21 protein-coding genes and 2 pseudogenes are annotated in these 24,773 nt (G+C 62.5%); 11 read left to right on the forward strand and 12 right to left on the reverse strand.

From position 1 onward, the window contains the following. Nucleotides 1–68: 68 nt before the first annotated feature. Nucleotides 69–1,652, reverse strand: a complete 1,584-nt coding sequence (locus AC1Z32_RS08595; RefSeq protein ID WP_483478312.1) for a glycoside hydrolase family 68 protein — start codon at nt 1,650–1,652, stop codon at nt 69–71. Nucleotides 1,653–1,822: 170 nt separating this feature from the next. Here AC1Z32_RS08595 and AC1Z32_RS08600 point away from each other — a divergent pair, with 170 nt between their 5' ends. Further along, on the forward strand, nt 1,823–2,851 hold the full coding sequence (locus AC1Z32_RS08600) for a substrate-binding domain-containing protein (RefSeq protein ID WP_483478313.1): 1,029 nt from the start codon (nt 1,823–1,825) through the stop codon (nt 2,849–2,851). Nucleotides 2,852–2,983: 132 nt separating this feature from the next. Here AC1Z32_RS08600 and AC1Z32_RS08605 read toward each other — a convergent pair whose 3' ends face one another. The 3 genes and pseudogenes from AC1Z32_RS08605 to AC1Z32_RS08615 form a co-directional block, all read right to left on the reverse strand. Next, nucleotides 2,984–4,012 (reverse strand): NADP-dependent oxidoreductase, encoded by a 1,029-nt coding sequence (locus AC1Z32_RS08605; RefSeq protein ID WP_483478314.1) that lies wholly within the window; start codon nt 4,010–4,012, stop codon nt 2,984–2,986. Nucleotides 4,013–4,074: 62 nt separating this feature from the next. Next, nucleotides 4,075–4,620 carry a carboxymuconolactone decarboxylase family protein gene (locus AC1Z32_RS08610; RefSeq protein ID WP_483478315.1) on the reverse strand — a complete coding sequence of 182 codons (546 nt, stop codon included), beginning with the start codon at nt 4,618–4,620 and terminating at the stop codon, nt 4,075–4,077. 182 nt (nt 4,621–4,802) lie between these two features. Further along, nucleotides 4,803–4,955 (reverse strand): annotated as a pseudogene (locus AC1Z32_RS08615) (nitroreductase family protein); the annotation flags it as partial. Nucleotides 4,956–5,353: 398 nt separating this feature from the next. Between AC1Z32_RS08615 and AC1Z32_RS08620 the strand changes: the two are divergent. Further along, a complete protein-coding gene (locus tag AC1Z32_RS08620; protein WP_483478316.1) occupies nt 5,354–6,541 on the forward strand; it encodes a porin in 1,188 nt (395 codons plus the stop codon). A gap of 105 nt (nt 6,542–6,646) precedes the next feature. On the opposite strand, the gene AC1Z32_RS08625 is transcribed toward AC1Z32_RS08620, so the two are convergent. From AC1Z32_RS08625 to AC1Z32_RS08635, 3 genes are read right to left on the reverse strand one after another with little or no spacing between them, the layout of a single operon-like run. Beyond that, complete coding sequence (locus tag AC1Z32_RS08625) at nt 6,647–7,639, reverse strand: amidohydrolase family protein (protein WP_483478317.1); 993 nt, start codon at nt 7,637–7,639, stop codon at nt 6,647–6,649. A gap of 54 nt (nt 7,640–7,693) precedes the next feature. Further along, nucleotides 7,694–8,881: an L-talarate/galactarate dehydratase gene (locus tag AC1Z32_RS08630; RefSeq protein WP_483478318.1), complete on the reverse strand. Its 1,188-nt coding sequence runs from the start codon at nt 8,879–8,881 to the stop codon at nt 7,694–7,696. 23 nt (nt 8,882–8,904) lie between these two features. Beyond that, nucleotides 8,905–10,296, reverse strand: a complete 1,392-nt coding sequence (locus tag AC1Z32_RS08635; protein ID WP_483478319.1) for an MFS transporter — start codon at nt 10,294–10,296, stop codon at nt 8,905–8,907. 270 nt (nt 10,297–10,566) lie between these two features. On the opposite strand from AC1Z32_RS08635, the gene AC1Z32_RS08640 reads away from it, so the two are divergent. The 4 genes from AC1Z32_RS08640 to AC1Z32_RS08655 all read left to right on the forward strand — a co-directional run bounded on the left by AC1Z32_RS08640 (nt 10,567) and on the right by AC1Z32_RS08655 (nt 15,391). Then, the gene (locus AC1Z32_RS08640) at nt 10,567–11,607 is read left to right on the forward strand and encodes a LacI family DNA-binding transcriptional regulator (RefSeq protein WP_483478320.1); all 1,041 of its coding nucleotides are present in this window, start codon (nt 10,567–10,569) and stop codon (nt 11,605–11,607) included. A gap of 105 nt (nt 11,608–11,712) precedes the next feature. Further along, nucleotides 11,713–12,867: a UxaA family hydrolase gene (locus tag AC1Z32_RS08645; RefSeq protein ID WP_483478321.1), complete on the forward strand. Its 1,155-nt coding sequence runs from the start codon at nt 11,713–11,715 to the stop codon at nt 12,865–12,867. Between the two features lie 15 nt (nt 12,868–12,882). Then, entirely contained in the window at nt 12,883–14,472 is a 1,590-nt protein-coding gene (locus AC1Z32_RS08650; RefSeq protein ID WP_483478322.1) for a UxaA family hydrolase, read from the forward strand. A 22-nt stretch (nt 14,473–14,494) separates the two neighbouring features. After that, nucleotides 14,495–15,391, forward strand: a complete 897-nt coding sequence (locus AC1Z32_RS08655; protein WP_483478323.1) for an NAD(P)-dependent oxidoreductase — start codon at nt 14,495–14,497, stop codon at nt 15,389–15,391. Here AC1Z32_RS08655 and AC1Z32_RS08660 read toward each other — a convergent pair. Beyond that, nucleotides 15,386–16,966 (reverse strand): IclR family transcriptional regulator domain-containing protein, encoded by a 1,581-nt coding sequence (locus tag AC1Z32_RS08660; RefSeq protein ID WP_483478324.1) that lies wholly within the window; start codon nt 16,964–16,966, stop codon nt 15,386–15,388. The two genes, AC1Z32_RS08655 and AC1Z32_RS08660, sit on opposite strands and share 6 nt — an antisense overlap. Nucleotides 16,967–17,121: 155 nt before the next feature. On the opposite strand from AC1Z32_RS08660, the gene AC1Z32_RS08665 reads away from it, so the two are divergent. The 5 genes from AC1Z32_RS08665 to AC1Z32_RS08685 all read left to right on the forward strand — a co-directional run bounded on the left by AC1Z32_RS08665 (nt 17,122) and on the right by AC1Z32_RS08685 (nt 21,322). Beyond that, nucleotides 17,122–17,928 carry an RraA family protein gene (locus AC1Z32_RS08665; protein WP_483478325.1) on the forward strand — a complete coding sequence of 269 codons (807 nt, stop codon included), beginning with the start codon at nt 17,122–17,124 and terminating at the stop codon, nt 17,926–17,928. Further along, nucleotides 17,928–18,380 (forward strand): nuclear transport factor 2 family protein, encoded by a 453-nt coding sequence (locus AC1Z32_RS08670; protein WP_483478326.1) that lies wholly within the window; start codon nt 17,928–17,930, stop codon nt 18,378–18,380. Before AC1Z32_RS08665 ends, AC1Z32_RS08670 begins: the two co-directional genes overlap by 1 nt. Next, a complete protein-coding gene (locus AC1Z32_RS08675) occupies nt 18,377–18,691 on the forward strand; it encodes a Dabb family protein (RefSeq protein ID WP_483478327.1) in 315 nt (104 codons plus the stop codon). The genes AC1Z32_RS08670 and AC1Z32_RS08675 overlap by 4 nt, the downstream gene beginning before the upstream one ends. Before the next feature lie 62 nt (nt 18,692–18,753). Beyond that, on the forward strand, nt 18,754–20,028 hold the full coding sequence (locus AC1Z32_RS08680; RefSeq protein WP_483478328.1) for a lactonase family protein: 1,275 nt from the start codon (nt 18,754–18,756) through the stop codon (nt 20,026–20,028). 112 nt (nt 20,029–20,140) lie between these two features. Continuing rightward, nucleotides 20,141–21,322, forward strand: a complete 1,182-nt coding sequence (locus tag AC1Z32_RS08685) for a porin (protein ID WP_483478329.1) — start codon at nt 20,141–20,143, stop codon at nt 21,320–21,322. 109 nt (nt 21,323–21,431) lie between these two features. Here the strand turns inward: AC1Z32_RS08685 and AC1Z32_RS08690 are convergent. The 4 genes and pseudogenes from AC1Z32_RS08690 to AC1Z32_RS08705 all read right to left on the reverse strand — a co-directional run. Continuing rightward, nucleotides 21,432–22,013, reverse strand: a pseudogene (locus AC1Z32_RS08690) (LLM class flavin-dependent oxidoreductase); the annotation flags it as partial. A 393-nt stretch (nt 22,014–22,406) separates the two neighbouring features. Beyond that, nucleotides 22,407–22,679 (reverse strand): hypothetical protein, encoded by a 273-nt coding sequence (locus AC1Z32_RS08695; RefSeq protein WP_483478330.1) that lies wholly within the window; start codon nt 22,677–22,679, stop codon nt 22,407–22,409. 260 nt (nt 22,680–22,939) lie between these two features. Beyond that, entirely contained in the window at nt 22,940–23,143 is a 204-nt protein-coding gene (locus AC1Z32_RS08700; RefSeq protein WP_061169333.1) for a cold-shock protein, read from the reverse strand. Nucleotides 23,144–23,350: 207 nt separating this feature from the next. Beyond that, complete coding sequence (locus AC1Z32_RS08705) at nt 23,351–24,544, reverse strand: porin (RefSeq protein ID WP_483478331.1); 1,194 nt, start codon at nt 24,542–24,544, stop codon at nt 23,351–23,353. Nucleotides 24,545–24,773 lie beyond the last annotated feature (229 nt).

Here is a 24,773-nt window from a genome sequence, read left to right on the forward strand (position 1 = left end):
AGCAGGGGCGCGCACGATACGAGCCCCCTCGGCGCTCTGGCCGGCCAGCGCTTGCCGTTATCGCTGTTTCAGTTGCCGACGCCCGGATTGCCGGCGTTGTGGCCGGCGCCTTGCGCGGGCAGGTTCGCCGGAATGTCGCCGTAGCCGCCGAGCCCGTCGCGTCCGTAGACGCGGTCGACCGTAGTCGATGCACCATTGATGTTGATCTTCACCGTCGGCGCGAGCGTGCCGCCGCGGCGCGGACCGATCGCGTCGATGAACGATTCGACGAGACCGCCCGGCATCACGTAGTGCGAATACGACTGGAATTCGCGCGGGTTCTGGTTCGGATCCTGGGCGTACGGTGCGCCGGCGGGCGCCGCAAAGTCGGTCGGATTGCCAAGCACGAGGCCGCTGCCGCCGTTCAGGGGCAGGAAATCGCTGCGGATTCCGTTGCCGACGAAGCCGTAGACCCCGTCCGGGCCATCGACGCCTGCCGCCATCGTCGTGCGGTGACTGATCGTGAACAGGTAGTACTTCCCATCCTTCAAATAGATCTGCGGACGCTCGGTTTGATCGTCCACGCAGTTCGCCGACAGGATCGGCGGCAGGAACTTCCATTCGGTCAACTGCGGGTTCGTCGCAACCGCGAGGCCGACGTTGGCCTTTTGATACACTGCGCCCGAATTCATCACGGCGTTGAGATCTTCCTTGTACGGATCGTTGGGCGCGTAGCCGAGGTCGCTTTCCGTACAGGTGCGCGCGCCTCGCGGGCCGCCCGTGTTGCCCTCGAAAACCATGTAGGTTTTGCCGGGATGCGCCGGGTCGGTGAACACGAACGGATCGCGGAATGAGAAATAAGTGTTCTGCTGGCCCGTCTGATAATAGGTGCCGTCCGGCTGCAGCAGCGCCTTGTGATCGTCGAAGCCGCTGAACCACACGTGATCGTTGTCGGCATGGATGTGGCCGTCGGCGCGCGTGATGATCGCGACCGGCGGCGTGATGTCGGCGCCACCCGGAGCCGATCGGTTGAACGACGTCGCGGTGTAATAGAGGCTGACGTTGTCGCCGTTCAGCAGGCGCGCCGAGCCCGACCATTCGGCGTTGTTGGTCATCGGCGTGGTGCCGAACACCTTCACGCTCGCGCCGTCCGGAAATAGGTGGCCGCCCCAGGTCCAGCCTCCGTTGGCCGGGCGCTGCGACGCGGGAATGCCCGCGCGGCGGTAGAAGTAGCCGATCCGCGCATGCACGTGGCGGTCGTCGAACGTATAGCCGGCATGGGGGTCGGCGGTGAGCGAGAAGATCACTTCCCAGCCCTTGTAGCTGAGCTGGTTCGCGCTCAGGTCGGCGAGCGGCCACGTATCCCAGACCCACACGTTCGGGTTGACCAGCGGGAAATCCTGCGGGATGTCCGGCATCGTCAGTGCCTGCGGCAGCGAGTTCTTGTCGACACCGTTGGCGGCATGCGACTGCGCGACGATCTGGCGGATGTCAGCGCGTGTCCAGCGCATCGTGAAGCTGCCTTCCGGGTCATAGGCCTGCTGGGTGTGTGGCGTCGGCGCGGGAGCGCCGGCCGTCTGCGCGTGGGAAGCGCTCGCGAAGGCGGCCAGCACGCCACCAGCGATCAGCAAACGTTTGCTGGAAGTGGTGCGGAAAAGGGGAAAGTATGTCATCTCGGCGTTGTTTCCAAAGTTCGTGAAAGGAACGGCCGGCGGCCATCTGCGTCCAAACCGGTTTGGATCCTAAACCAAACCGGTTTGGACGTCAAAAGACAAAATTTTTTCAGTAATAATGACTGTGCGGAAACAATTGCCGGAAATCGGCTCGCCGCACGAAATTCAAAATGCAAGGAACGACGGTGAAGGTGAATCTGAAGGCGCTATCGGATGCGCTCGGGCTCTCGCGCACGACGGTCAGCCGTGCGTTGAACGGTTACGACGACGTCAGCGAGGCGACGCGCGAACGCGTGGTGAAAGCCGCACAGGAAATGGGATACGTCGCGGATCCGACCGCGCGACGGCTTGCGACCGGGCGTGCCGATGTGATCGGGATCGTCTACCCGTTCGACGCGGGCGACCTAGGCGATCCGCGTTTCGGCGAGGTAGTCGCAGGCATCACCGAGCGGCTCGCCGAGCGCAACCTCGACTTCGTGATCGCGTCCGCGCGCCCGAACGCCGAGCTCGACACGTATCGGCGACTCGTCGACGGAAAGCTTGTCGACGGACTGATCGTTGCCCGCACGCTCGTCGACGATCCGCGCATCGCCTATCTGCAGTCGCGCGGATTTCCGTACGTCGCATATGGCCGCACGCGTGGGGCCGAACCGTATGCTTGGTTTGATTTCGACAACGAGGCCGGCGCGCGGGATGCCGTGCGCCGCCTGATCGGCTTCGGGCACCGGCGCATCGCGATGATCAGCGCGCCGCTTGTGCTGCATTTCGCCGCGCAGCGTCGCGCGGGCTATCTCGCCGCAATGCGCGAGGCCGGCGTCGAACCCGATGCGTCGCTGCTCGTCGAGTGTCCGTTTACGGGCGATGGCGGCCAGCAGGCAACGCGCGCGCTGCTCGCGCACGCCGAACGGCCGACTGCGCTGCTGGTCGACAACAATATTGCGGGAACCGGTGCGTTTCGTGCGTTGGTCGACAGCGGGCTACGCCTGGGACATGACATATCGCTGATCGTCTATGACGGCGTGCCGGCGAACGTCGCGCATCCCCATCGTGTCACGGCCGTCATGCAGCCGACAGGGCACGCCACGGGGCGCGCGCTGGCGGAACTGATGCTCCGGCTAGTCGGCGATGGCGCACGCGGGCAACAGCTCGAGACGCCTGCGATCGAAGCAGGGGATACGGACGGGCCCGTGCGCGCATAGCCACATCTGATCGAACGACGTGACGTCGGAGTGCATCCCTTCAACCGCATTTCATAGTTTAGGGTTACATAATATAAAATTCGCGACGAACAGTCGACCAGCATCGCGGAACTGCTGACGACGACAGCCCCTTCATTGCGTGCCGCCGTCATCCACAGCAGCAATCGCTATGATGCGCTCACGATTCGAGGATTTCGCGTCGAGAACCATGAAGGACAATTCGAAATCCTCGGGTGAGATCTGCGCCTGATCTTCGTAGATCGTCACGTCGAAGGCGATGAGCGGATGCTTCTTGTGGAACTCGGTCAGCAGCTTGGGCAAGTCCGTTACCGCGAACAGGGCGGATACGGCAATCTCCCGCACTCGCTGGACGATCTCACTGAGTTGAGCGCGATCGGACTCGACAACGAAGTCGACCGTCAGGCCGTCGGCAGGCCGTGCCTCGGTCGGCCTGGCGATCGTCACCAGCATTCCTCCCGCTCGAATCAGGCGTGCAGACCGCCTGGCAATGTCGCCGCCGAAGACATCGAACACCAGATTGACGCCGCCGACGTCTTCCAGGGCATCGTTCTCGAGGTCGACGAACTCCTGCACGCCGAAGTCGAGCGCCGTCTGGCGGTGGGCAGCGCGTCCAGTACCGATGACGTAGGCGCCGTGTTCACGGGCAAGCTGTGTCACCATCGACCCGACTACGCCCGCCGCGCCGTGCACGAGGACGCTCTGCCCCGCCCGCAGGCGGCCGTGCTCGAACAGTCCCTGCCACGCAGTCAGGCCGGACATCGGCAGGCTCGCGCCCACCGTGAAGTCGACGTCGCCCGGCAGCGGAGCGAGGTTGCGTGCCTCGACGGCAATGTACTCGGCCAGCGTGCCATCGCGGGTCCAGTCCGTGAGGCCGAAAACCCGCTGTCCCACTGACAGCCCCGTCGTGCCATAGCCAAGAGCGGTCACCACCCCGGCCAACTCGTGACCAGGAATCGACGGTGTCCGGTCACGGTTGAGGCGATCCGTCCAGGTCGGGGGCCATGTCAGCTCATCCCAGGTGAATCCCGAAGCATGAACCTGAACGACAACATCGTTTATCGCGGGCTCCGGCTCGGGCCGCACCGTCAACTGCATTCCAGCCGTTCCCGCGGCCTGGTCTGTCACAATGATCGCCTTCATCGTCAAACTCCTTTCAGTGGTACACGGTCGTCGCCGAATTCCTTTGCAGACGAGCGAGTAGTTCAGATAGAGCCCGCCGGTGCGACTGCAGGGAAGTCCTTGTCGGGATCGAACACGTTATTGAAGAAGTTTGTCAGGGAGTACATGGCCACCAGCGCGACGATCTCCATTACGTTTGCATCCGTGTAGCCCGCATCGCGGACGGCATCCAGATCAGCGTCGCTGACTTGCCCCCGGGTCTCTATGACTTTGCGCGCAAACTGGACGGCGGCGTCCCGTTTCGGGTCGGTTGCATGGCCCCTGCGGGCGAGAATGATTTCATCGGCCGGAAGCTTGGCCATGTGCTCGGCTGTAAAGCTGTGGACCGCCAGGCAGTAGTTGCAGCCGTTCACTTCGGAAACAGCAAGGCCGATGCTGTCACGCGTCTTCACGTCGAGCGCCTTACTCAGGGAGCCGAGCAGGGTGGCCCATGCATTGAATGCGATCGGGCTCTGCGCAAAGCTGGCCATCATGTTCGGAGTGAATCCGATATTTTTCGTGAACGCATCGAGCGTCGGCTTCGAATCGGCCGGCACCTGTTCCGACTTTAAAATAGTAGTCCTTTGCATATTAATCTCCGTGAGTCACTGGTTTCACTGCCGTCGGGAAGTGCATTTGGGAACTATCCCTCGGCTTACTTCGTACCCGGGTCCCGGGCCGATGCGACGTAGGCAGCCGCCTGAAGGCTACCCCGTGTTTGACGCCCATCTAAGCCGCTTGGCCGTTCAGCGTGATCCTTGCGGCGAAGCGCTTACACGAGATCCAACACTTCGTCCGCGGGGCGCCGTGGCTTCTGCGCCCAGTTTCCTGCGCGCTCCGGTCCCACGGACAACAGCAGGACCGGCACTTCGTCCGCGGCGAGTCCGAACTCGCGGTGCACGGCTTCGGCATCGAAACCGATCATCCGCTTACGGATTCTCGGGTCACGGATTCGCGCTTGTTCCGGTAGTGGGAGCAATCATCGCCGAACTCGTCACCAGGGGAGAAACCAGCCGGCAGATCAGCGGATTACATGCGGGACGATTAATGAAGACACCGATATTTGCATAACCATTAATACTCCGCGATCGGCGCGATCGATGCATTTGTCGAAAGCGCCTGTCGCGGCAATCGACCATTGCATCGTCCTTGAAAGAATACCCGGCGTCAGCGCTGAGAATCCCTTGCTTTCCCCGACGACGTTGAACTCCGGATCCTTGACACACTCCTTTGGGCTTGAACAACGCGCAGGATGATGGCGCGTTTGCGGTTCATGTTTTAGTTGTTAATTTAGTTAGTATTACTACACATGCAAAGGAAACCATGAAATACAAAATCAGAACTGGTTTTAGGTATGCCGTCACTTTTGCACTCGCGGGGTCGTCTGTCGTGCATGCGCAAAGCAACGTGACTCTCTACGGTATCGTCGACGAAGGCGTCACGATGATCACGAATAGTGGCGGCCATCACCAATACCTTTTGAATAGCGGCGTCATGCAGGGTAGCCGCTGGGGTCTCAAGGGCTCCGAGGACCTTGGCGGAGGGCTGAAAGCAATCTTCAGAATCGAGAGCGGCTTTGACGCGAGCAATGGACGGCTCGCGCAGGGCGGACTCGGATTCGGACGCCAGGCGTTCGTCGGCCTGGAAAGCAACTACGGGACAGTGACTTTCGGTCGCATGTACGACTCGGTTGTGGACTTCCTTGGCCCGCTCGAAGCGGGCACGCAGTGGGCGACTTCGATGGGCGCCCATCCTGCCGACATCGATAACTTCAACAACTCCTATCGCGTCAACAACGCAATTAAGTATTCGAGTCGGAGCTATGGCGGGTTTACCTTTGATGGCGTGTACAGCCTCGGCGGCGTTGCCGGAGACTACTCGCGCAATCAGGTGTGGTCGGTTGGAGGTCAATATGCAAACGGCCCGCTCGTGCTTGCCGCGGCGTATCTCAACGTCAGAAATCCCAACGTTTCATTCTTCGGTAACTCTACCTCGGGCACGGTCAACGCAGCGACGTCGAACGTCACATCGCCCATCTATAGCGGCTATGGGTCGGCCCACACTTATCAGGTAGCTGCGGCGGGAGGAGCATACACGATTGGCGCTGCGACGATCGGCGCGACCTATTCCAACGTGAAGCTTTATGAACTGGGGTCGTCGTACGCATCGGCATTCGCCGGGCAGACCGGCACGTTCAATAACGTCGAGGTGAACTTCAAATATCAGTTCACGCCGGCACTCGTTGCTGGTATCGCGTACGACTTCTTACGTGGTAATAGCCTGGATGGCTTTTCCGCACCCAAGTATCACCAGGGCATGGCGGGCGTAGACTACTTCCTGTCGAAGCGGACGGATGTGTACGTCGTCGCGGAGTATCAGCATGCAAGCGGCTATACCGCAAACGCAGCGGGCACGAGTATCACTTCGGCCGTTGCAGCGTTGCCGACGCTTACCGCCTCTGCCAACCAGAATCAGTTCGCGGCGCGAGTCGGGATTCGACACAAGTTCTGAGACCGCGAGCGTTGACTGGCGATTCTGCCTTGGGCCGCTATACACTATGCGACTCAAGGCTGCTAGCACTTGTCGGCTTTCCGCTCCTCAACTCATGGCCGACTTTCAATCCCAGCCAAAAAGCCGCGCCGGGTTATCCACCAGAATCAGCTTGCGCTGTCCCGCGTCCGGCACCCATTCGGCGAGCCGGTTGAGGCCGCGCCCGTCGTCGATATCCTGCGGCGGCGCCGGATCAGTCGGCTTGCGTCCGGGGACCGGCGCGCTGCCGGGATGCGGCCAGTCACTGCCCCATAAAATCCGCTCGGGATTCGCGGCCACGAGCGCACGCGCGAACGGCGCGATATCGGCGTAATCGGGAAGATCGCGGGACGAGTAGTACGGACCTGAAATCTTCACGTAGATGCGCCCGGACCGGAGCAACTCGATGACCGTCGCAAAGCCGGGCTGGTCCAGTCCGGCTGCGGCATCGAGCCCCGCGAAATGATCCAGCACGATCGGCACGGGAACCTCCGCCAACTGCTGCTTCAGCGCTTCCAGGACCGGCAATCGCGCGTATGTCTGCAAATGCCACGGCAGCCCGGCTATCTGGCGGGATGTATCGCGAAGCCGGGCGGCAGCGGCTTCGCGATCGACGTCGGCGGTCAAACCGAGAAACACGCGCACGGCGCGTATGCCGCCAGCGTTCAGCGCCTCCAGTTCGCTGCGTGTCGTGTTTGCGTCGATCAACGCTACGCCACGCGTCCGCTCGATGCCGAGTTGCCCGATCGCATCGAGCGTCACGCGGTTGTCAACGCCATAGACCGTCGATGTCACGAGCACCGTCCGCTCGATTCCGAGCGCCGCATGCAGGGCCCGCAACTGTGAAGCCGTCGCGGGTGGCGGCGTGAAGGTGCGCTTGTCGTTGTACGGAAAGCGCGCTGGATCGAAAACGTGGCAATGCGCGTCGGTTGCGTGCGGCGGAAGCGCGAGCGAAACGGGCGTGCGCACGGTCGGAGCCGTCGATGGCACCGCAAAACCGCGCGGTACACCGGCCGCCATCGCGAGCAGGCCTGCGCCGCATTTGAGCATTGCGCGGCGCGTCAGAAGTGTCGAATGCATGAGTGTCGGAAGCGTGAAATTGCCGATAACGAAGGCAGCATCAAAACGGAATCCTTACTTCCGCACGAACTCTTCGCTTGCCACGGTCCACTTCAGCGCCTGCTCGCTCAGGCTGAAACCGAGCCCCGGGCGGTTCGGCACGTGCATGCGTCCACCGCGCAACTCGAGCCGCTCATTGAACATTGGTTCGAGCCATTCGAAATGTTCGAGCCACGGTTCTTCCGGATAAGCCGCCGCGAGATGCAGGTGAATTTCCATCGCGAAGTGCGGCGCGAGCTTCAATCCGCGCAGGCTCGCGTAATTCATAATCTGAAGGAACGGCGTGATGCCGCCCACGCGCGGCGCATCCGGCTGCACGAAATCCGCGCCGTTTTTCTCGATGAGTTGCGCGTGCTCGCCGAAGCTCGTCAGCATTTCGCCGGTCGCAATCGCCGTATCGAGCGATGCCGCCAGCGCCGCGTGACCGTCGAAATCGTAGGCGTCGAGCGGCTCTTCGATCCACGTCAGATCGAGCGGTTCGAACTTGCGGCACGCGCGTTGCGCTTTCAGGCGATCCCATTGCTGGTTCGCATCGACCATCAGCGGAAAGTCCGCGCCGAGAAGTTCGCGCACGGCCGTCACGCGTTCGAGGTCAACGCGCAGATCCGGCTGACCCACTTTGATCTTGATCCCGCCGATGCCGTTCTCGCGCGAAGCCGCAACGTTCTTAAGCACCTGGTCGAGCGGCATCGACAGATAGCCGCCCGAGGTGTTGTAACACTGGACCGAATCGCGATGCGCGCCGAGCAGCTTGGCCAGCGGCAGTCCTGCGCGCTTGGCCTTCAGGTCCCACAGCGCGATATCGAAAGGCGCGATGGCCTGCGTCGTGAGGCCGCTTCGTCCCATCGACGCGCCAGCCCACAGCAGCTTGTTGAAGATCTTCGCGATGTCGTTCGGGTCTTCGCCGAGCAACGCCGGCGCGAGTTCCTTCGCGTGCGCGTACATGCCCTGACCGCCCGCGCGCTTCGAGTAGCCGAAGCCGATGCCTTTCACGCCTTGCTCGCTCTCGATCTCCGCGAAGATGAAGGCGATCTCGGTGAGCGGCTTCTGACGTCCGGTGAGGACCTTGGCATCGCTTATGGGCGCGGCGAGCGGCAGGAAAGTGAGCGAAACCTTGACGCGCGCGATGCGGTCGGTCGTCGCTTCGCCTGCTTCGAGGCTCGCGAGTTTGGGCAACGAGAAGGTTTGTGTGTTCTGGGTCATGCTGATGTCTCCGAATACGTGAGTTACGACGCCATTTCTTCGAGGCTCAGCCTGCGAATCTTGCCGACGATGAACAGATACGAGCAGGCCGCGACAATGCCGTGCGCGCCGACATAGAGAAGGGCGCTGTTGAACGAACCGCTCGAATGCAGCAGATAGCCGATCACGACCGGCGTGATGATCCCCGCGACGTTGCCGAGCGCATTGAAGACGCCGCCCGTCACGCCGACCATTTCGCGCGGCGCGGTATCGGCGACGACGCTGAAGCCGAGATTGCCGAAACCCTTGCCGAAGAACGCGACGCTCATCACGGCGACAACGACCCAGGGCGTGTCCACGTAATTGCAGAGGATCATCGTGGAACTGAGCAGCACGCCGGTCACGATCGGTCCCTTGCGGGCGAAGCTGAGCGAACCGGTGCGCCTGAGCAGCGCGTCGGAGACGAAGCCGGAGAAGACCGCGCCGATGAGACCGCACAGCGCGGGAATCGACGAGACGAAACCCGCTTGCAGAATGTCGAAGCCGCGCTGCTTGACGAGGTAGATGGGGAACCACGTCACGTAGAACCACGTCACGGCGGCGATGCAGTACTGCCCGAGAAACATGCCGAGATACATGCGGCTCTTGAACAGCAGGCCGATTTCCGCGAACGTCGAGCGTTGCGACGTGCCCGGCTCGCGCTTGCGGCTTTGCAAATCGACGAGACCGCCGCCTTCGCGGATATGCGCGAGTTCGGCATCGGTCAGACGCGGATGCTGCGTCGGCAGATAGTAGAAGCGAATCCAGATCGCCGCGATCACGAAACCCACGCAGCCCATGATGATGAACACGTACTCCCAGCCGAACCGGTAGCAGAGCCAGCCCATGAACGGCGTGAAGACCGCGAGCGAGAGGTATTGCGCGCTGTTGAAGATGGCGCCCGCGATGCCGCGCTCCGACGACGGAAACCATGACGCGATGACGCGCGTCGCAGCGGGCCCGACGGGTGACTCCGCCACGCCGAGCAGAAAGCGCAGCGCGAGCAGCAGCGGAAACACCAGCCCGACGAAGTGCACGAGTCCCATGCAGACGGTGAATGCGGACCAGATCGCCACGGCCCAGAACATCGACTTTTTCGAACCGATACGGTCGGCGAGCCATCCCGACGGGATCATGAAGATCACATACGCCCAGCTGAACGCAGAAAAGAGATAACCGATCTCGATGGTCGTGATGCCCAGCTCGCGCCCCATGTCGGTGCCCGCGACGGACAGCGCCGCGCGGTCGCCGCTGCTCAGGGCCAGAACGATCGTGATCAGCGCGAGCATCCCGAAGCGCCAACGTCCCGTGTCGGTGGTCGCCCGGCTCGCCGAAGTTGCGGGCGCCGCGGCGCGTGGCTCGCGTTCGTTCGCCCAGGTTCTCTCATTTCCGCTCATGTCCGTCTCCGTATGCTTTCCGCTCACTGTTCACCATGTCCACGCGCTTCTTCGAGCGCCACGCGACAGCCAGCCGTTATTCGAGTAGGGAACCGATACGCCGTGCTGCGCGTTTCCCCTATGACAGCGTTTACACATGAAAACGCTTACATATACTAAGATGTCGACAGACAATGTCAATGCGGGCTGACCTAACACCGGGCTTCAACGGGTAGCGCAGACCCACATGATGGAAATCGACCCGAAAACCTCAGAAATGACGATGCCCCGATGAACGACTCCACGTCTGTCGACAATTCCGCCGCGAATCCCTTAAGAACCGCCACGCTGCACGACGTAGCGCGACTGGCGCGCGTGTCGTTCGTGACGGTGTCGCGGGTCATCAATCATCCGGAAAAAGTGTCGGAAGACACGGCCCGGCGCGTGCGTGCCGCCATCAAAAAAACGGGCTACGTGCCCAACCTGCTCGCGGGCGGTCTCGCCATGCAGCGCAGCCGCCTCGTGATCGCCGTCATTCCGACCTTCGCGCACCGCGCGTTCATCAACACCATCACACGGCTCGGCGAAGCGCTGGAGGCGGCGGGGTATCAGTTGCTCGTCTGTCAGTCCGGCTATGCGGGCGAGAACGAAGCAGCGCTCATCGAATCGATTCTGAAGCGCCGGCCGGACGGCATCGTGCTGACCACGCCCGTGCGCAACAAGGCCGTGCGCGCGCAGTTGAAGCAGCGCCGCATTCCCGTGGTCGAGACGTGGCAGTTGCATGACGATCCGATCGATGCGCAGGTCGGCTTCGATCACGTGGAAGCCGGCCGCGCGATGGGCGGCTACATGGCAGCGAAAGGGTATCGCTCCATCGGGCTGATCTGGAGCGACGACGCGCGCGCGCAGGCGCGCCGCAAGGGCTGCGTCGCGGCGCTCGCGGACGCGGGCGTGAAAGTGGCGCGGGCCGAACTCGTTCCGGCGCCGGTTAGCATGCGGCAGGGCCGGCAGGCCATGGGTCTGCTGCTCGACGGTCGCAAGAAACTCGACGCGGTGATTTGCAGCATCGATCTGCTGGCGCAAGGCGCGTTGATCGAGGCGCAGCATCGCGGTCTTCACGTGCCCGGTGACCTCGGCCTTATGGGTTTCGGCGATTTCGATTTCGCCGCGGATCTCGAACCGCCGCTTTCGACTGTGCGGATCGACGCGGGTCAAATCGGCCTGCATGCGGCCACGCTTCTGCTCGACCGGTTCAATGCGGCAGATGCAGGTGATTCCGTCGCGCGCAAGGTGGAGATCGGCTTCGAGGTCGTTGCGCGCGGAACCGCGTGAGTTCCATGTCGTGGAACTGGAGGCGCGAAATTAGTCGTCGCGCAATTGTTCGTGCACAGCTCCGGTGACAGAATGCACTGCACGAGAAATCAGGACATTTTCCCCATGAGCATTCGTCAAGACATTCCCACGTTCGACGGCTATCGCCGCGCAGACGGACGGGTCGGCACACGCAATTATCTCGGCGTGGTGATCGTCGGGAACTGCGCCGCGACGGCCGCGCGACAGGTCGCCGCGCACTTTTCCCGCAAGCGCCTCGCGGCGTATCCGAACATCGACGGCGTGGTGCCGTTCATCCACGAACTCGGCTGCGGCATGGAAAAAAGCGGCGAGCCGATGGACCTGCTGCGGCGCACGCTCGGCGGCAGCATCCGCAATCCGAATCTCGCCGGCGCGGTAGTCATGGCGCTCGGCTGTGAGCGCAATAACATTTACGGCTTCCTCGAACAGGAAGGTCTCGAAGCAGGACCGATGCTTCAGACGGTCGTGCTGCAGGAAGTCGGCGGCACGCACGCAGCGATCGAGCAAGGCATCGCCGCGATCGAAAGCATGCTCGACACGGCCAATGAAACGGCACGCACGGCGGTGCCGGTGAGCGAGCTCGTCGTCGGCCTGCAGGCGGACCGCGACGACGGCGAGCGCGCCGTTCACCAGGCCATCGGGTACGCGGTGGACAAGCTCGTGCAAAGCGGCGGCACGGCTATTGTCACGGACACCGCGAACAACGCGCCCGCGCTGATAAGCCGCGCGATTTCGGGCAACGTGCGCGAGCAGCTCGAACAGCGCATTACGTGGTGGAACACGTACACCGCCGGGCGCGATACGCCTCGCGTCCACACGCACGTGCTGTCCTGCAGCGGTTCGACGCCGCTCGAAGCCGTGTTCGGCTACGCGCATCCGCTGCCCGCCAAAGGATTGTTGCTGATGGACGCGCCGCATCACGAAGCGGCCGCGTCGTCGGGTCTGGTTGCATCGGGCGCGACGTTGCTGAGTTTCGCCTCGCGCGATTCGTTTCCGTCCGATTCCACCGCCGCGCCCACCGTCAAGATCGCGATGCACGCCGCGCAGTACGCGCGCTTTGGCGAGGACCTCGATATCGACGCAAGCGCCGCGAACGACGGCGCGGTATCGCCGCAGGAAATGGGCGAACGCATCTTCGCGCGATGGATCGCGCATGCGTCGGGCGAAGAGACGTGCGGCGAGGAACTCGGACTCGGCGAAGGTCAGTTCGTGCCGTGGCACATCGGTGTTCTTGCATAGCGGAGAGATGTTCAAATGGCTGTAACGACGGTAGGACCGAAGGCGCTCAACATCACATCGACGGTGAATCCGTCCGAACGCGTGGTGCGCAACCCGTTCATTCGTCTCGATGCGAACGACAACGTGGTCGTGGCGCGCATGGAAGTGCCGCAGGGTACGGAAGTCGCGGCGGAACATCTGGTGACACTGCAACTCGTGCCCTCGGGGCACAAGGTTGCGAGCCGCGACATTGCACGCGGCGAGCCGATTCTCAAGTACAACACGGTCATCGGTTTCGCGAGCGAAGACGTGCCGGCCGGAACGTGGATGCACAGCCACAACATCAGCTTCGGCGATCTCGTGAAGGATTACCGGTACGCGGAAGACTACGTGCCGCTCGATCCGCTGCCGCCCGAAGCGCGCGCGCGTTTCATGGGCTACGTGCGCGCGGATGGCCGCGTGGCGACACGCAATTACATCGGTGTGTTCGCGCTGAGCCATCGAGGTGCGATGGTCGCGCGCAAGATCGCCGAACATTTCGATGCCGACGAACTGCGCGCGTATCCGCACGTCGATGGCGTCGCGCCGTACACGCACGAGCAGGGCGCGGGCATGGAGCTGAGCGGCGAGCCGATGCAGATGCTGCGCCGAACCATCGGTGGCTACGTGGCGCATCCGAACACGGCGGGCGCGCTGATCGTCACGGCCGAAGGCGATGACAACGATCTCGCCGCGCTCCTCGCCGATCAGCATCTCAGTCCTTCCGACATGCTGCGCACGCTTTCCATCGACGAGGCGGGAGGCAGGCGCGCGGCGATCGCGCGCGGCATCGAGGAAGTGCGCGCGATGCTGCCGGTCGCCGAGCGCGTGGAACGCGAGCCGGTGTCGGTCGAACATATCAAGGTCGGTTTGCAGTGCGGCGGCTCGGACGGTTTCTCGGGGCTGTCGGCCAATCCGGCGCTGGGCGTCGCGATGGAGATTCTGATCCGTAACGGCGGCACAGCGATTCTCTCCGAGACATCGGAAATCTACGGTGTCGAGCAAACGCTGACAGCGCGGGCGCGCTCGGTCGAAGTGGGGCGCAAGCTCGTCGCGCGCATCGACTGGTGGCTGAAGTACAACGAAGGCCGCGACACGCAGATCAACGGACAGGTCAGCCCCGGCAACAACGCGGGCGGCCTTGCCAACGTGCTCGAAAAGTCGCTCGGTGGCGCGAAGAAAGCGGGCAATGCGCCATTGATGGAAGTGTACGAATACGCCGAACGCGTCGAGCAGCCCGGCCTCGTTTTCATGGATACACCCGGCTACGACCCGGTCTCGGCGACGGGGCAGATCGCGGGCGGCGCGAACATGGTCTGCTTCACGACGGGACGCGGATCGTGCTTCGGATCCGTACCCGCGCCGACGATGAAGCTCGCCAGCAATACGCCGATGTACGTGCGCATGGTCGCGGACATGGACATCAACTGCGGCACGGTCATCGACGGCGAGGCGACGCTGGAGGAAATGGGACAGGCCATTTTTGAGCAGATCGTCCGTCACGCGTCGGGCGAGCCGACCAAAAGCGAGGCGCTTGGCGTCGGCGCGAACGAGTTCGTTCCGTGGCCGCTCGGCGTCACCGTCTAACAGATAAGAGCGTCATCGACACATGAAAGAGACCCTCGGCTTCATCGGTCTCGGCATCATGGGAAAGCCCATGGTCGCCAATCTCGTCAAGGCGGGCTATGCCGTGCACGTTTATTCGCGCACGTCGGCCGACGTCGATCAGGCGGCGCGCGCGGGCGCGATTGCACAAGCCTGCGCGCTCGACGTCGCCCGGCAGGCGGACATCGTCATCACCATGCTTCCGGATACGCCGCACGTGCACGAAGTCGTGCTGGGCGAGGCGGGAATCATCCATGCGATGACCGACGGCAAGGTTGTCATCGACATGAGCACGATCTCGTCGGTCGCCACGCGCGAGATCGCGGAGGCGCTCGTGCAGGCCGGCGCGCGCATGCTGGATGCGCCCGTCTCCGGCGGCGAGAAAGGCGCGATCGACGGCACGCTGTCCATCATGGTCGGCGGCGAGGCGCAAACCTTCGAGCGATGCCGCGCGATCTTCGAGACGCTGGGCAAGCGCGTGACGCACGTCGGCGGCAATTCGGCGGGGCAGGTGGTCAAGTCCTGCAATCAGGTGCTCGCGGCGGCGACCGTGCTCGCGATGGGCGAAGCGCTCGCGCTCGGCACCAAGGCTGGTGTCGATCCGCAGAAGATCGTGGATGTGCTGTCGAACGGCGCGGCCCGATGCTGGGCGCTGGAAGTGCGCGCGCCCGAAGTGCTGCGCGGCAATTTCGAGCCGGGCTTCAAGAGCAAGCTGCAGTACAAGGATCTCGGCCTCGCACTGGAACTGAGCCGCGGCATCGATGCGCCGATGCCGCTCGCGGGCATCGTCCACGAGTTCTACAAGAGCGCGATCGCGCAGGGTCTGGGCGATGCGGATCACACGGCGGTGATCCGCATCATCGAACAGATGGCGGCGGTGGAGATTCGCGCGCAGTCATAGCCTCACTTGCAGCAGGTGCCCGGACCACGGTGCGGTGTTGAGCGATTCGAGCGTCTGGAGATGCCGGTCGCTCGTGACATACAGGAACGGCCGCTCGCCGTGTTGCAGGAATGCGAGGCCGGTCGGCACCGCGACCGGAAGACTCACGATCCGGTCCACCGAGCCGTCCTCCGCGAAGCGCACGGCGCTCCAGCCATCGCCGAGCGCGGTCCAGATGCCGCCGGAATCGTCGAGCGCGATGCCGCAAAGCCGGCCCGAACCCTTGGGCATCTGGGCGAATCGGCGCAATTGCGCGGCGTCCTTGCGGATCATGTAGAGGGTGCCCGAATCCGGCGCGATGGCGTAAGCCGTGGTGTCGTTCGCCGACCAGCGCATGGTTTCGATCGGCTCGGACGCGCGCCAGCGCGCGACGAACCGCCCCTTCTCGTTGATGACGCCGATTTCGACCTCCGACGTGTCGCGCGCGAGCGTGGCCCAGTGCTGGCCTTCGGCGTCCACGCAGAGCAATCGCACGGCCGGATCGCACCATGCTGAGCCTGCGGGAAATCCGTGAAGCTGGCCCTCTTTATCCAGCCAGTGATGACGACCGCCGAACGCCACGATCACCTTGTCGTCGGACACATCCATCGCGGTGATCGGAGAATCGACGCGCGCGAAGAGGCTGTCCTTCGCGCCGTCGAAGCAACGCACGGCGGGCGCGAGCGTATCCGCCCAAAAGAGCACGCGCCGCTTCGCGTCCCACACGGGATGCGCGCCGTGAAACGCCCACTGCTCGCTGACGGGTTCGATTTCCTCCGTGCCCGAGACCTGCCGCGAGATGGCGAGTTGCGAGCCGACGCGCCGCGCCGCTTCCGCCACTTCCGGCCCGAGCAGTTCGAGCCGCGCGCGCGTGAGCCGGTACGCCGGCCCGGCGACGCTCAACGCGCCGCGCACCTTGCCCGCCGCATCGACGATGGGCGCGGCCACGCAACGAATGCCGATCACGATTTCCTCGTCGTCGATGGCGTAGCCGCGCGCTGCCGTAATGCCCAGTTCCACTTGCAGGCGGCGACGGTCGGTAATCGTGTGCTCGGTGAGCGGCGCGAGATCGATGGCGCGAATGAGCGCCTCGGCGTCGTCCTTGGGCAGGCGCGAAAGAATCGCCTTGCCTTGGCCGGTGCAGTGCAGCGGCTTGCTTTGCCCGAGCGCCGCCGCCGAGCGATGCGAATGCGCGCCGTCGCAACGTTCGAGCGACAGCACCGAACTGCCGTCGAGAACGGCGAGATACGCGGTTTCGCCGGTCAGATCGCGCAGCGCGCGCAACTCCATGCTCGCGGACGCCACGAGATCGGGCATCAGATAAGCATTGCGTACCAGCTCGAGATACCGAAAGCCGAGCCGATATACGCGATGCAGCTGATCGCGCCGCACGAGTCCACGCTCGACAAGCGTTGCGAGGATGCGATACAGCGTGGTCTTCGGCAGCCCCGTCTCGCGAAGAAGATCGACGTTGTTCATGCCGTGCGTCGCCGCGCCGATCAAATCCAGAACACTCAGCGCCTTGTCGAGCGATGCCGTGCCGTCGCCAATTGCCATTTCCACCCCTTGGAACTTCCGCGATCAAATCGGATTTTCGATGGTTTCATCGAGTGGGAGAAGCTTATAGCATTCTCTTCACGCTGCACAGACGCGAAGGATTCGATTCCCGCCGATTGGAACTGTGCTTATTCAACTTGTTTTCGAGAGACACCGTGAAAGTTCATCACTATTCAGACGCGCTCGATACCGCGACGCTGCGCGACGTCGAGGTCAGCGACGAAGTCCTGGCCAAGCTCGCGAAGGTGAGCAGCGGCTCGCTGACCACCCAGTTGTTCAAGTACGGCTATCGCCAGCCGGCGCTCGTCGGTTTGCGCGCGCTGAACAAGAACGTCGAGCCGTTCGCGGGACGCGCGTTCACGATGCGCTTCATTCCGGCGCGCGAAGGCATCGACACGTACGGCACGATGACCACCAAGCCCAATGAAGACAATCTGCAATGGCAGGGCATCGAGCAGGTGAAGCAGGGCGACGTGCTCGTGATCGACAGCCGTAACGATCCGCGCGCGGCATCGGCGGGCAACATTCTCGTGACGCGGCTGATCGCACGCGGCGCGCGCGCCATCATCACCGACGGCGCGTTGCGCGACGGCAGCGAGATCGCGTCGTTGCCGCTGCCTGCGTATTGCCGCGAAGTGACGGCGACGACGCGCATTTCGTATCACCATGTCGCGGATTTGCAGGTGCCGATCGGCTGCGCGGGCGTGGCGGTTTATCCCGGTGATGTGATCGTCGGCGACGCGGACGGGATCACGGTCGTGCCGCCGCATCTCGCGGCGGAACTCGCGGACTTCTGCACGACGCAGGACGAACTGGAGCGCTATCTCGCCATGCGTATCGCGGCGGGCGAACCGTTGTGGGGCGTGTATCCGCCGAGCCCGCAAACCTACGACGACTATCGCCGCTGGCTCGCCGCTGGCCGTCCGGAAATCAAGCCGGTGTTTGGCAAAGGAGCGCAATGATGGCCGCAGTCGATCAAGCCAAATACGCCGCACTGATTCGCCGTTACTTCGACGCCTGCAACGAAGCCGACTACGACAAGCTGGTCTCGTGCTTCACGCCCGATGCGGTGCATTACTTTCCGTCGGGCTTGCCGGACATTCCGTGGCGCAGCGCGGACACGATCGCGCGCAAGTGGCAATGGTGCGTCGAGCATCTCGGCTCGCAATGGACCATCGAAAAGATTCTCGTGAGCCATGACAGCCACGAAGCCGTGATCGAGTGGACGCACTGGAAATCCAAAGTCGGCACCGCGCTGCGCGGCGACGAATGGTATGTCTTCGATGAATCGAGCGGTCTGATCCGCGAGATTCGCGCGTATTACGCATCGCCGGCGCAGAAGGAAGTCGCGATCAACGAACTCGTCGATTTCGATTACGAGGGACGCGGTTATAACCTGGGCCCGAAATCATGATGCGCCACATCGTGTTGTTCAGGCGGCGCGCGGACGTGGAGCGTCAGCCGGAACTCGAACGCGAGCTCGTCGAACGCATGCGCAACCTGCGCGACGAGATCGATTTCATTCGCGACTGGAAGGTATCGGCGAACGAACTCGATCGGCAGATCTGCTGGGACTACGTGCTGGAGTCCGCATTCGACGATCGCGAAGCGGTCGAGCGTTACTTGCCGCATCCGGCGCACGTGTCGCTCATCACGGCGCTCAAGACGTACTTCGAATGGGTGGCCTGCGATTACACCGAAGCGCCGCTTGCCGTGCAAGCGTGATGCACCCGGCGTGATGCATCGGATGTGATTCCGGCTTCATCGAAAACAAAAGGAGACACGCAGTGAAGAATGAAAAAGGAGCGATCGGGCGGCGCGGCTTTTGCAAGCTCGCAGCGGGCGCGTTGCTTGCGCCCTTGATCAGTCATGCGGCGAAACTCGTATCGAGAGCGCACACGAATGCGGCGTTCTATGTAGCCGTTGGCGATACGCTCACGGTGTATCGGCCGGATACGGCGGCGCAGACGCTCGCCGTCGTCGCCACCTACAAGACGCCGGAAGCGGTGCAATATGCGTGGCCGCATCCTTCGCTGCCGCTTTTGTACGTGGCCTATAGCAACCGCTATTCGACGAAGAAGGACGATCATCACGGCATCGCGGTGCTGAAGATCGAGAAGAACACGGGACGGCTGTCGCCGTTCGGTGCGGATCTGCCGTTAGCGAATCGCCCGGTGAACGTGACGCTCGATTCGACGGGCAAGTTTCTGCTCGTCGCCTATAACGCACCGAGCGATCTCACAGTTCATCCGCTCGGCACGAACGGCGCGGTCGGCGCGGCGATCTCGCAAAATGCGCGTATCGACGCGGGCATCTACGCGCATCAGGTGCGCGTGGCGCCCGATGACCGCACGGTGATTTTGCCGACGCGCGGTAACGACGCCACCGCGACCAAGCCGGAAGATCCCGGCGCGATCAAGGCGTTCAGTCTGCGCGACGGGCAATTGACCGATGAACAGTCCGTCGCGCCGGGCGGCGGTCAGGGTTTCGGTCCGCGCCACGTGGACTTTCATCCGGCGAAGCCGTGGATGTATGTGTCAATGGAGCGCGAGAATCAGCTTCAGGTGTTCGACCTGAAAGATGCACATCTGGCGCAAACGCCGCGCTTCGTCAAGACCACGCTCGCCGATGCCGCGAATCTTCATCCGCAACAGATCGTCGGCCCTATTCATGTGTCGCGTGACGGGCGCTTCGTGTACCTCGCCAATCGCGCCGACGGCACGACGAAGCTCGCGGGCCATGACGTGTTCGTCGGCGGCGAAAACAATATCGCGGTCTTCGAGATCGATCAGAATACAGGCGAGCCGACGCTGATTCAGAACGTCGCGACCGAGCGTTTTCATCCGCGCACGTTCTCGCTGCATCCCGATGGAAAGATGCTGGTCGTCGCCGCCATCGAACCGATGGAAGTGCGCGACGGCGAGACGCTGCGCCGCGTGCCGGCCGCGCTCACGGTGTTTCGCCGTCAGGCCGACGGACGCCTCACGCGCGTGCGCCAATACGACATCGAGACGGGCAGCGACTGGATGTTCTGGTGCGGGATGGTTCCGCTTAACGCCTGAGACAACACGGTCGTCGTCTTTCACACATCGCGTTTCATTTCCTGAAGAGCGCATGGCGAATCCACCGCTCCTGAGCGGAGGCGTCATCGCGTCTCGACCATCAACTACACCCATGAAAAAGAAGCTTTGGCTGGCAATGGCAGGCATGAGCCTGTCCGGTCTGACTCACGCGCAGAGTAGCGTGACGTTGTACGGCGTCGTCGATGAAGGTTTGAACTTTAATACCAACATGAACGGTAGTCGCTCTTACGCGATGCAAAGCGGCGTGCTGTCCGGAAGCCGATGGGGATTCAAAGGCAGCGAGGATCTCGGCGGCGGCCTCAAGGCAATCTTTACGCTGGAGAGCGGTTTCGACCCGAGTACTGGCAAGCTGGGGCAGGGCGGCCTCGAATTCGGTCGTCAGGCATTCGTGGGCTTGTCGGGCGCATGGGGAACCGTGACGCTCGGGCGGCAATACGACCTGAATGTCGATTTCGTCGGACCGCTCTCGGTGGGCGCCCAGTGGGCAGGGAACATCGGCGCGCATCCGGCCGATCTCGACAACCTCAACAACGCGTCTCGGACGAACAATGCGATCAAGTTCAAGAGTGTGTCGTATGGCGGTTTCTCGTTCGGTGGCACGTATAGCCTCGGAGGCGTCGCGGGCGATGTATCGCGCAATCAGATCTGGTCGCTCGGCGCGGGTTATGCGAGCGGTCCGTTGATGCTGGGCGTCGGCTATATCAATGCGCGCAATCCGAACGTGAGCTTCTTCGGTAATTCGACATCGGGCACGCCGTCGACGACAGCGGCGAACTCGGTGTATCCCGTATTCAGCGGCTATCTTTCGGCGCATACGTATCAGGTCATCAGCGCGGGCGCGGCGTACAACTTCGGCGCGCTGACGGTGGGCGGCACGTATTCGAATATCGCATTCAAGGGGCTCGGCGATACGTCGAGCGGACCGAATCCTTCAGGCTACAGCGGCAATGCAACCTTCAACAGCGCTGAGTTCAACCTGAAGTACCAGTTGACGCCCGCGCTGCTGCTCGGCGCCGCGTATATCTACACGGACAGCGGCAGCGTGAGTTCCGCGACCGGAAGCAACGACGGGGCGACTTATCATCAGGGGGAAGTCGGCGTCGATTATTTCCTGTCCAAGCGCACGGATGTGTATTTCATCGGCGTGTATCAGAAGGCGTCGGGGACGGACTCGCGCAATCGCGCGGCGATCGCGTCGATCAATAACCAGAGTTCGCCGTCGAGCAACGATCATCAGGCGCTGGTGCGAGTCGGCTTCCGACACAAGTTCTGAGTGGTTCAATAGATGTGAAGGACTGCTCGTGTGTCGTCAGACGGGCGAACGGCGCGGTGCGGTTGAGGGGCGCATAGCGCCCCGGCGAGTTACCCTTGCCCGGGCGCGTCACGTGCAGCTTGTCAGCGTCGAAATAGATGCCGCTCTCCTTGTCGCGCACGAAGCTGTCGTCTTCCCACGAATCCCACAGGCCCAGTACGACGTCGCGAAACTCGGCGGCGCGCTCATAGCGTTCGGCGTGATCGGGCAACGTTTCGCGGTTGAAGTTCTGCGCTTCGGTCGAGCTGCTCGACGTCACCAGATTCCAACCGGCGCGCCCGCCGGAAATCTGGTCGAGCGTGGCGAAGCGGCGAGCCACATTGTACGGCTCGTGAAACGACGTGGACACGGTCGCAATCAGGCCGATGCGTTCGGTCACTGCGGCGAGCGCAGCAAGCAATGTGACCGGATCGAAAAAATCGCTGCGGGCCGTGCGTGCAAGCGATGGCAGATGCGTGGAGCGTACGCCTGAGGAATCCGCAAGAAAAATTGCGTCGAACTTCGCGGCTTCCGCGAGCCGCGCCAGTTCTACATAGTGGCGGAAGTTGCTCCCTGCGTCGGCCTGGGCATCCGGATGCCGCCAGCCGGCGATATGGTGGCCGGTCTGCATTAGAAATGCACCGAGCGCGAACTGTCGGGTGGATCGTGTCATGTGCGGCTCATTAAATGATACGTTGGAGTTTGGACGTAACGAAGTTGTGTTCGTCCTTGATGAGTGCCTTCACTGAATGGACGCCGCCGCGTGGCACTGCACCGCGTGTCGCAGCACACCTGCCGGCTGATGGTCTGGTCCGTCTGGCGCGCGCCTGAGCAGTGATTCGTACAAGGTGGCGGGATGCATATCCGGTCAACGTCGCGCCGTGGCTTTGCAGCAGCGGCACGGCCATTTAACCCGTAGCGGTACGGACCCGCGACCGCGCCTGGCTGATAACGCTATCGAGCGTTATTGCCCGCTTGATTGCCCTCGCGAGCGTGGCTGTCGCATCGGCTTCGGAAGGATCCTCGCTTCGAAGCGCGTCGGTCCCGGTGCTTTACTCGTTGGGTGTCACCTGTTCAAGCGGGTGGGGCGACGCGGGCGGCTGTCTGTCCAGTCCGCGGTCATTCGGCAGGGAGGAAGCGGCATAAGCTCACCATCGATGAACGCCGCAGCACAGCGGACGGCGAACTGGCACGCGCCCTTCTTGTTCGCGAAGACGCCGAGATCGCCAAGACAAGTCGACTCTCCATCTTCCTCGAGGATGGATGCGCGGGCGATGAAAAGATTGCCCTTGCGGACTGCGGACGCCTGAATCGCAGCTCCGTTGTGATATGAAATCATCTGCGATTCCCTGTATCTTCCATTGCATATGATCACGCGGGGCCCGCTCACACACATCGTGGTCGCTGTCAAATGAAGCGGCTTGCGGTGTTGCTGTATGGTGCGCGAATCGGTGCCCGGACGGGCTCGTTCCAGATGGCACCCGGTAGGCGGTTGCGCATTGATTATCTGCTGATCGCGGCGAACAGCGTGCGAAGGCTTTACGACCAATGCAAAGTTAATTGCCGAATGCGGCCCGTCAAGATAGCCCTCGCATGGTCTCAAAGCGGATCAATTTGCGAGGCTTGCCGTCCTTTCGGTCCCTGCTTGACCTCGTAATTCACCTTCTGATTCTCGCGCAGGGTTTTAAACCCTTCGGCGCGTACCTCGGAGAAGTGTGCGAAGAGATCATCGGTGCCGTCGTCCGGAGTGATAAATCCGTATCCTTTAGCATCGTTGAACCACTTGACCGTACCTGTCGCCATGACTCTATTCCTGATGATTTGAAGGCGGACCTCGACTTAGGCGTTGCGCACCGGGGGTGCTCCGTTGCTGTCAGGTCCGCAAGTACCGCATATTTCCCTTCGCAGCACCGAAAGTACGATACGTCGGCCATTTCAAGGTGCAAACGAATGGATTATTCGATCGTTATCAGCACGGCTGCGTCGAGCTTATGAGAGAAACGGCACCCCTCAGAAGCGCACGCGCACGCCGCCGAACGCCGCCACTTGCCGGTTCGTCGATGAAGGCGTGCCCGCATCGGCGATAGCGGCGATCTTCTGATAGCCATTGCCGACGCGCGTCGAGGCATCGCCCGCCGCGAGCTGATAGACGCCCGATAGATAGAGGTCCGTGCGCTTCGACAACGCGTAATCGACCCCCAGCGTGAATTGGTGCCAACGCGGTTTGAGCGTCGCGCCGCCGGTTCCGGGCAGACTGTTGGCGCGGCCGTCGGTGAAGCTGTAGACACCGATCAGCGTCGTTGCGGGTGTGATGTTGTAGCGCCCATTCACGTCGTAGTTGTTGAATTTGCGCGACGAGCCGTCGTTGTAGTCAAGTTGCGTGTGGCTCCATGCAAACCCGATCGTCGCCAGCGTTCCGAACGCATAGTTGCCGCCTGCGACTGCAACCTGCTGACGCGTGACGCCGCCGTTGACTCCATAGAAGAACGCGCCGCTGTAGTCATCGCCGGAGGTGCTGGATGCACCGCCGATCGCGCCGCTCGTGTTCGAGGCGGCATTCGGATGATTGAGCAGCAGATAGCCCGCGCCGAGTTGCAACGGCCCGTTGGCGTAGCTCGCCGATACGCCCCACGCGCGGTTGTTGCCGAAGCCCGTGCCCCCGCCGCCGTTGGTCTGATTGCTAAACCCATAGAGCGCATCGACCGTGACGCCCGCGATCGTATCGCTCTTGAACTTCACGGCATTGTTGATACGGAAGGTCTGATTCAGATTGTCGTTATCGCCGACGTGTGTGGCGGGCGACCAGAATCCCGGCCCAGCGAACAGCGCGACGAGATCCGTGTTCGGATCGTACTGACGCCCGAGCGTCAGCGTTCCGATGCCCGTCTTCGCCACGCCCACATACGCTTGTCGCCCAAACTCGCGCCCCCCCTGAGCGAGAGTGCCATCGTTGACTCGATAGCCGTTTTCTAGCGTGAACAGCGCCTTGTAACCACCGCCGAGATCTTCGATGCCCTTCAGACCCCAGCGACTGCCGTTGAGCTTGCCGCTCGTCGCCTGCACGTTGGACGCGCCGCGTTGATTGTTCGTATAGGCGATGCCGGCATCGATGAGCCCGTACAAGGTGACGGAACTCTGTGCCTGAACGATGCCGGGAAGGGCAACCAATAAGCCAGCGGCGCCGGCGAGTGCGACTCGTTTCATTCGCTTCCTTTGGATAGGTATTAACCATGAGTTTCGAGGGAAGCCGGATATTACGGTCGCACTTAACGAAGTCGAACGAACGAATTCTTATTTGTAATGTAACAAACGGGTCATTTAGATTCCGAGTCGGTTGATCGAATCCAGTGAATCGAGGACCAGAGGTTGTGGTTCCGCGAATCGTCTTCTGAAGCGGCATGTGGGCGTGCGCCTGCGATAGACGCAACCTAAA

The organism is Caballeronia sp. 11_S32 (genome assembly GCF_056930355.1).

Bases quoted from the DNA above. Each gene is read 5' to 3' on its own strand.
- AC1Z32_RS08595 (WP_483478312.1), bottom strand. From the start codon at position 1,652: ATGACATACTTTCCCCTTTTCCGCACCACTTCCAGCAAACGTTTGCTG.
- AC1Z32_RS08600 (WP_483478313.1), top strand. From the start codon at position 1,823: ATGCAAGGAACGACGGTGAAGGTGAATCTGAAGGCGCTATCGGATGCG.
- AC1Z32_RS08605 (WP_483478314.1), bottom strand. From the start codon at position 4,012: ATGAAGGCGATCATTGTGACAGACCAGGCCGCGGGAACGGCTGGAATG.
- AC1Z32_RS08610 (WP_483478315.1), bottom strand. From the start codon at position 4,620: ATGCAAAGGACTACTATTTTAAAGTCGGAACAGGTGCCGGCCGATTCG.
- AC1Z32_RS08620 (WP_483478316.1), top strand. From the start codon at position 5,354: ATGAAATACAAAATCAGAACTGGTTTTAGGTATGCCGTCACTTTTGCA.
- AC1Z32_RS08625 (WP_483478317.1), bottom strand. From the start codon at position 7,639: ATGCATTCGACACTTCTGACGCGCCGCGCAATGCTCAAATGCGGCGCA.
- AC1Z32_RS08630 (WP_483478318.1), bottom strand. From the start codon at position 8,881: ATGACCCAGAACACACAAACCTTCTCGTTGCCCAAACTCGCGAGCCTC.
- AC1Z32_RS08635 (WP_483478319.1), bottom strand. From the start codon at position 10,296: ATGAGCGGAAATGAGAGAACCTGGGCGAACGAACGCGAGCCACGCGCC.
- AC1Z32_RS08640 (WP_483478320.1), top strand. From the start codon at position 10,567: ATGAACGACTCCACGTCTGTCGACAATTCCGCCGCGAATCCCTTAAGA.
- AC1Z32_RS08645 (WP_483478321.1), top strand. From the start codon at position 11,713: ATGAGCATTCGTCAAGACATTCCCACGTTCGACGGCTATCGCCGCGCA.
- AC1Z32_RS08650 (WP_483478322.1), top strand. From the start codon at position 12,883: ATGGCTGTAACGACGGTAGGACCGAAGGCGCTCAACATCACATCGACG.
- AC1Z32_RS08655 (WP_483478323.1), top strand. From the start codon at position 14,495: ATGAAAGAGACCCTCGGCTTCATCGGTCTCGGCATCATGGGAAAGCCC.
- AC1Z32_RS08660 (WP_483478324.1), bottom strand. From the start codon at position 16,966: ATGGCAATTGGCGACGGCACGGCATCGCTCGACAAGGCGCTGAGTGTT.
- AC1Z32_RS08670 (WP_483478326.1), top strand. From the start codon at position 17,928: ATGGCCGCAGTCGATCAAGCCAAATACGCCGCACTGATTCGCCGTTAC.
- AC1Z32_RS08675 (WP_483478327.1), top strand. From the start codon at position 18,377: ATGATGCGCCACATCGTGTTGTTCAGGCGGCGCGCGGACGTGGAGCGT.
- AC1Z32_RS08685 (WP_483478329.1), top strand. From the start codon at position 20,141: ATGAAAAAGAAGCTTTGGCTGGCAATGGCAGGCATGAGCCTGTCCGGT.
- AC1Z32_RS08695 (WP_483478330.1), bottom strand. From the start codon at position 22,679: ATGATTTCATATCACAACGGAGCTGCGATTCAGGCGTCCGCAGTCCGC.
- AC1Z32_RS08700 (WP_061169333.1), bottom strand. From the start codon at position 23,143: ATGGCGACAGGTACGGTCAAGTGGTTCAACGATGCTAAAGGATACGGA.
- AC1Z32_RS08705 (WP_483478331.1), bottom strand. From the start codon at position 24,544: ATGAAACGAGTCGCACTCGCCGGCGCCGCTGGCTTATTGGTTGCCCTT.